This is a genomic window from Niastella sp. (assembly GCF_045805085.1).
GTDB lineage: Bacteria > Bacteroidota > Bacteroidia > Chitinophagales > Chitinophagaceae > Niastella.
Genome location: NZ_JBJMLX010000353.1, coordinates 1 through 7,111, shown reverse-complemented (window position 1 = coordinate 7,111; position 7,111 = coordinate 1). Strand labels below are relative to the sequence as shown.

Sequence of the window (7,111 nt, the reverse complement as noted above, 5' to 3'; positions counted from 1 at the left end):
TACATAAATAATACTGTAGTTATTTCCTCCATTTCCATCATTGATCACAAGACCCGAAGCTGTTAAGGTTTTGCCGGTTCCCACATTCCTGTTGTTATACACTTGCGTTGGTGCAGTCGTAATGTTATCCCCGGTTTGCAATGCATCTACTACAGGTGCTATGGCTGAGCTGGCTTTACCATTATAAACCCGGCTATCGCTTTGGGCAGTTACATTAAGATCTCTGGCGGTAATGATTCCAGTGCTGTTTGTTACATAAATAATACTGTAGTTATTTCCTCCATTTCCATCATTGATCACAAGCCCCGAAGCTGTTAGGGTTTTATTAGTTCCAACATTCCTGTTATTATACACCTGCGTTGGTGCGGTAGCAATATTATCTCCTGTTTGCAATACATCTACTACAGGTGCTGCGGCTGAGCTTGCTGTGCCGTTATAAACGCGGTTATCGGTTTGAGCAGTTACATTGAGATCCCTGGCGCTAATGATTCCAGTGCTGTTTGTTACATAAATAATACTGTAGTTATTTCCTCCATTTCCATCATTAATCACAAGACCCGAAGCTGTTAAGGTTTTACCAGTACCCACATTTCTATTGTTGTAAACCTGCGTTGGTGCGGTAGCAATATTATCGCCTGTTTGCAATAAATCTACTACAGGTGCTACGGCTGAGCTTGCTGTGCCGTTATAAACACGGTTGTCGCTCTGGGCAGTGACATTTATACCTCTTACTGAAATTATACCAGTATTGTCAGGAACATAAGTCACACTGTAGTTATTTCCTCCATTTCCATCATTAATCACAAGGCCCGAAGCTGTTAGGGTTTTATTGGTTCCAACATTCCTGTTATTATACACCTGCGTTGGTGCGGTAGCTATATTATCGCCTGTTTGCAATACATCTACGACAGGCGCTACGGTTGAATTGGCTGTTCCATTATAAATCCGGCTATCGCTTTGCGCAGTTACATTGATACCTTTTACTGAAATTATACCAGTATTGTCAGGAACATAAGTCACACTGTAATTATTTCCTCCATTTCCATCATTGATCACAAGGCCCGAAGCTGTCAGCGTTTTACCAGTGCCCACGTTCCTGTTGTTATACACCTGTGTTGGTGCAGTCGCAATGTTATCCCCGGTTTGCAATGCATCTACTACAGGTGCTGCGGCTGAACTTGTTGTTCCATTATAAACGCGGTTATCGGTTTGGGCAGTTACATTAATATCTCTGGCGGTAATAATACCGGTGTTGTCAGGAACATAAGTTACACTGTAGTTATTGCCTCCATTTCCATCATTGATCACAAGGCCCGAAACTGTTAAGGTTTTATTGGTTCCAACATTCCTGTTATTATACACCTGCGTTGGTGCGGTAGCAATATTATCGCTTGTTTGCAGTGCATCTACTACAGGTGCTGCGGCTGAGCTTGCGGTTCCATTATAAACCCGGCTATCGGTTTGGGCTGTTACATTAATATCCCTGGCGGTAATAATTCCGGTATTGTCCGGAACATAAGTTACGTTGTAGTTATTTCCTCCATTTCCATCGTTGATCACAAGACCCGAAGCTGTTAAGGTTTTATTGATTCCAACATTCCTGTTATTATACACCTGTGTTGGTGCGGTCCCAATATTATCGCCGGTTTGCAATAATGGCACTATGGGTGCTACGGAAGAACTGGTTGTGCCATTATAGACACGATTATCTGTTTGGGCAGTTACATTTAAGCCGCGGGGAGTAATATTAGCGGTGGCGGTGGCAGAATTGGGAACAATAACATAATTGTCTTTTGCTGTTCCGGTAAGAGTAAAACCGGTTGCCGAGACTGTTTTACCGGTTCCAACATTCCTGGTATCGAAAGTTGCCGTTCCCAGGCTGCCGCTTATCTTGCCTGCGTCAACAGCTAAAGTCCCTACAAGCGTTCTGGTTAAAATAGTAGCGCTGGTTAAACCATCATATATTTTGTTGCTGGCGGTAAAGGTGATGGTAATTGGCAGCTGGTTGATATTGGCCGAAGCAGAAAATACGGTTACAGGATTTACCTGGTAATTGCCATTGCCACCAGGAGCCGGCCCATCTGAGCCAGTTAAAATAAAGCCACTCGCCGATACCGGTTGAGGTTGTGTATTGGCAATATCCTTGCTGGCGAAGGTTGCGGTGGCGCTGCTAAAGTCAACAGTCACATTATCGCCGGTAATTAACCCGTGAAGTGGATCAACGGCAGCCGAAGGAATAACAGCAGAAGCAATAGTAGCTGCAGTAGTGCCATCATATGTTTTATCACTTACCGTATAGATGATGGTTGCTGTTCTGACTGTTATGCTTGCCGTGCCGGACCCAATGGTGCCGATGGAATAATTACCGGCATCCGCGCCGGTAAGGCTCATTGGGGCGACTACATTAACGGTTTTACCGGCACCTGCATTTTTATCTGAGAAAGTAGCCGTACCACCGGTAAGCGTTACTTTTTCATTTCCTATTATACCCTGAAGTTGCCGGTTTGTAATAGTGGCGCTAGTATTACCATCATAAACCTTGTCTGCAATCGAAAAAACGGCGGTAAGAGGTTTGGCTGTAATAGTTGCCGAATTGGTAGCCGTGGTGCTGCCAAGGATATAATTACCAACCTTAGTCCCACTTAACGTGAGACCGGTTGCAGTTACTGTTTTTGTACCGATATTTTTATCGGCAAATGTTGCTGTGCCTCCTGAAAGCGACACGTCATCGCCAAATAAAACACCTGAAAGTGTACGGGTGAGTATGGTTGCGGTAGCACCTCCATCATAAACTTTATTATCGGCAGTTATACTTCCTGTAACCGGATGGCGGTTTATTGTCAATGTACCTGTCCCCGATTTGCTGGTCCCCCCTGCAGTTGCTGTCACCGTAAAAGTAGGAGATGCCGGAACATCTGTATTATTTTGAACACTCAAAGTTAGTGTTACATCGATAGTAGTCGGCCCCGTGAAATTTATTGGATTACTGCTAAATGAATAAGTTACCCCTGCAGGCAGTCCCGTAACATTTAAGGTTACATTGGTTGGGCCGGTGCCTGAGCCGGTTGCTTTCACACTAACTGTATAAGTAACAGATGCTGCAGTTCCGTAGTTTACCGACTGTGATGCAGTTCCTACGGATACCGAATTCAAATTGGCATCGGTAAAAAATGTTTCCGCATGCCGGCCTGACGCCTGGCCATCTGCTGTTGCTTTTAATAAAGAGCCAACACAATCGTCTTCACAAACATGCCAGGTGGTTATAAAGCTGCCATTGTTATCGGCTATAACAATCCATGGATCATGATCTTCCCCGGTATCCGGAGTACCATCAGCATGAACTACTTGCACAGTAACAGATTCCCCGGCTTGAAATCCGGTCCCTGTAAGCGTAGCTGTACTGCCAGGGAGGTAATCTTCCTGGTCAGCAGTTAACGTCGATTGTCCTAAAACGATAGTAGATGTAAACAATAAAAAGATAACCGTAAATGGGGTAGCCAGCAAGCGTAAATTAGGGCGCATACGTTCATGGGGTTAAAAAAGTATAAAGCAGATAGTATATCAGGATCATTAGGGACATGGTTATTCAATTACGCATGTAACACGCACACAATGTTGGATTTACAAAATGTAAAAAGATGTTTAAGGAGTACAAGTGGGTACAGGAGTAAATAACAGGATTTTGAAATACAGCCTTTCTCTTTGCTGATCCTTTACCTTTCGGCTACAGTAAATTAAAATGAGGATTATAAGATTAACAGCGGCTTTTACGAGGGAAATTGGCTTAGGGGTTAATGGTAGTAGGGCGATGAACTTTGTAAATATAATAACGTTTTTTAATTTTTCATAAGAAATATTAAAATAATTTTAACATGTTGATTGTTAAGTACTAGGCAATTCCAAAAGGCATATGTTCCAACAAGCGATAAACAACGAAAAAATCTAACGATCAGACGCTAAAGAGTTATGAAACTCATTTAATTGTGCATTGACTTAACCTTCCTGTAATGCGATTATTGAAATACGACATAACAGGTAAATCTTTTTTTAGGGGACCAACGAGTGAATTGCTTACGGGAGCAGTTTCCATTTAATGTAGTGTAGACACCTTTCCACATATTTTTCTCTTTCGTTTAATTGACCCGGATAATTAATTCAACCACTCACCTGCATCAACAAATGAAGAATGGGGCTATATAGAAATAAAGCCCCATTTTAATCCAATATCCTATGAAAAACCGTAGGTAAGAATGCAAATCATATACCATCTAAATTTCCGGGTAAACAGTCCAATTGCTATTAAATATTTTTTATATTATCTAAAAATCCAACTGTATTTTACTAAAACACAAAATACTATAAATGGAATAAAATTTGTATTAAGCTACAACTATGGTTGATATAAAATCTGAAGAACATACCGAATATCCTAAAATAATTCTTCATATAGATGACGATCTGGATGACCGTTATCTTGTAAGAAAGGCGCTTAACAATATAGATCCGTCTATAGTTTTAAGAGAGGCGCAGGATGGCAAAAAAGCAATTGATTTTTTACAACAGGCCAAACTATTTGGCGATCTGCCCTGCCTGATTATACTTGACATTAATATGCCTGTAATGGATGGATATGATACTTTCAGGGAAATTAAGAAGGACGATGTATTATCGACGATCCCTATAGTGATATTTACCACTTCCCGGGACAGTAAGGAATTAAATTACTGGAGGGATAATAATATTGAAATAGTAAGTAAGCCAGCTTCATTTGATGAATTTACAATGAGCGTTAAAAGCATTTTAGGTTATTTTTCTCCTATTAAAAAAAGTAAGTAAACAAGAACCTGACAATAAGAATCCACTTATACCCTGAATGAAAGAATTACTTAAAAATGCCGAGAAAACATTCTTCTTTATTTACATCACCTGGTAATTAATACTGTTTCCGCAAGTTAATTTCCTTAACCACGGAATCAATAACAGCTATTGACAAATGTCTAATTCTTTGAAAATTTTAGAATAAAAGAAAATCAGGCACCATGTTTGTGCTCGAATCGCTCAAATACTTTTTGGAAACCAAAATATCCTTGTGATGAATACTGCTGGAGTAATCCTCAAAGCGGACATCAGCATCTTCGTTTCCATACCAGTAGAGAAAACTAATAGTTCGTGCTATCGCTTCAAAAGGCGCGCTGAAGTGCAGTTTCGCGCAGCCAGTAACAATCTCAACCACACAGTTTGGAAGAAGTACAGCCATCGCCAGGAATATCATCATGGTTTCAATGGCTGTTTTTCATGACATCAAATCGTCGGAATGGCTTAGTAGTCATTTAATTCATTTAATGTGAAGATTGTAAATCAGGATCAAACTGTTACAAGCTTCATTGGTCTATGTGGCAACCATGTAACACATTACAGGTTTTTAAAAAACATCAGTAATGTGAAGGAGGAATTCTATACGTTAATAAGGTGTACCGACAATTGAAAAACCTTTTTAAATCTTGAAAAATAACCTAAAATGAAAATATCGATGCTCAAAAGAGGTAATTTGTTAAGTAGAAATCTGCATGTGCTGTCCGTTCTCCTTTTGCTGGCTACCTTAGCTGCCTGTCAAAAAAATGTCACCGGGCCCATAATAGATGATGGTTCTGCAAGTACCGATCTGGTATCAACTGAATCAGTGATCGGAATTGGAAATATAATCTGGCAGGAAAATGCAGATGGAAGCAGTTTTTTAAATGTCATGTGTAGTAAACAAACTGCAACAAGCTACGGTATGACAGCTTCAACAAATCAGGCTTTCAGTGGAACAAAATCAGCTCGTTTTGAATTGAGAGATACCGATCCGGAAAATCATGATGGTACAAGAACTGAAATATCTTTTCCTGAACCTACGACCAATAATTTCTGGTATTCCTATGCGTTGTATATGCCCGGCGCTCAATATAAAGATGAGAAATATGACGAAGTTATTACCCAATGGCATGGTGGCGGAAGCATTACCGCCGCAATTTCTTTGCGTGTACAATCAGGTCATATTTACCTGCGAACACTTGATGGCAACGAAACCGACTTGGGTGTAGTTGAAAAAGACAAATGGCATACTTATGTATATCATATCATTCACTCATCAGGTTCTGATGGATTGATCGAGGTTTGGAAAGATGGCCAAAAAATTGTAACCCGTAAGGGCCCAAGCATGTATGCACTTACAGGTGAATTCCACCTTCCCAACTGGAAAATGGGTATCTACAAATCAGCCTGGAATGGAACAAATACTACTTCTACCAACCTGAGAGTGCTGTATTTCGATGATATTAAATATGGCAGCGCATCAGCTACCTATTCTGAGATGTTACCCATTGGCGGCAGTGGTTCTACAACAATAAATGATCAACCAACTGCTCCTGTAAGCGTAACGTCTTTGAACCTGGTAAATGCAGAAACAGAAAAGGATATACAAACAATTTCAAATGGCTCAACAATCAGTCTGAGCGCATTGAAATTAGCAAAAGCCAATATTCGTGCGGTTACAACCGGTACTATTACTAATGTGAGGTTTGAGTTAAGTGGAAAACAAAGCAAAACCTTTACTGATGTCGCAGCTCCCTACGCATTACACGGTGATGATGGAAATGGTAATTTCTTTTATGGTAACTGGAACCCACCTGCCCTGGGCACTTATACACTAAAAGCAACTCCTTATGATTCAAGAGGTGTGACTGGCGTTTCAAAATCTGTCACCTTCACGTTCTCGAAATAAATTTGAGTAATTAAGATAATACGAGTCACCTTTTTATTTCGCTTGTACAAAAAACCCCCATAAAGGAACTTAATCCCTAATTGATTTTGGTCAATAAATCTATCTAAAAAATAAGTATCCGCCTTATAAGCGAATCTGAAATCACATTAATTGGTAATTTAATTATAACCTCTACCATTAAACTACCATTAACATGATTAAAAGGTTTAAAAACATTAAGGAACTGGATAAATATTATCAAAAAAACAGCGAAACCAATAATTACTACGACCATCCCAGCGCTATTGAAGAAGAATCCAAACTATACCTGGATAAGCATTCAAACCAACCTACAAAAAACAAGTATTG

At 40.1% G+C, this 7,111-nt stretch carries 4 protein-coding genes; 2 read left to right on the top strand and 2 right to left on the bottom strand.

Annotated features, from left to right (window positions below; translation table 11 throughout):
* Window positions 1-3,522 (bottom strand): beta strand repeat-containing protein (locus ACJ751_RS18485; protein ID WP_407746999.1); only part of this gene is annotated, 3,522 nt, incomplete at its 3' end.
* An 870-nt stretch (window positions 3,523-4,392) separates the two neighbouring features.
* Here ACJ751_RS18485 and ACJ751_RS18480 point away from each other — a divergent pair.
* On the top strand, window positions 4,393-4,836 hold the full coding sequence (locus tag ACJ751_RS18480; protein WP_407746998.1) for a response regulator: 444 nt from the start codon (window positions 4,393-4,395) through the stop codon (window positions 4,834-4,836).
* Window positions 4,837-5,014: 178 nt separating this feature from the next.
* Here the strand turns inward: ACJ751_RS18480 and ACJ751_RS18475 are convergent, their stop codons facing one another.
* A complete protein-coding gene (locus ACJ751_RS18475; RefSeq protein ID WP_407746997.1) occupies window positions 5,015-5,275 on the bottom strand; it encodes a hypothetical protein in 261 nt (86 codons plus the stop codon).
* A gap of 243 nt (window positions 5,276-5,518) precedes the next feature.
* Here ACJ751_RS18475 and ACJ751_RS18470 point away from each other — a divergent pair, with 243 nt between their 5' ends.
* Window positions 5,519-6,763, top strand: coding sequence for a polysaccharide lyase (locus ACJ751_RS18470; protein ID WP_407746996.1), 1,245 nt, complete (start codon window positions 5,519-5,521; stop codon window positions 6,761-6,763).
* Window positions 6,764-7,111: the final 348 nt, after the last annotated feature.

Excerpts from the sequence above, each read along its gene's own strand:
- ACJ751_RS18475 (WP_407746997.1), bottom strand. The coding sequence starts at position 5,275 with ATGATGATATTCCTGGCGATGGCTGTACTTCTTCCAAACTGTGTGGTT.
- ACJ751_RS18480 (WP_407746998.1), top strand. The coding sequence starts at position 4,393 with ATGGTTGATATAAAATCTGAAGAACATACCGAATATCCTAAAATAATT.
- ACJ751_RS18470 (WP_407746996.1), top strand. The coding sequence starts at position 5,519 with ATGAAAATATCGATGCTCAAAAGAGGTAATTTGTTAAGTAGAAATCTG.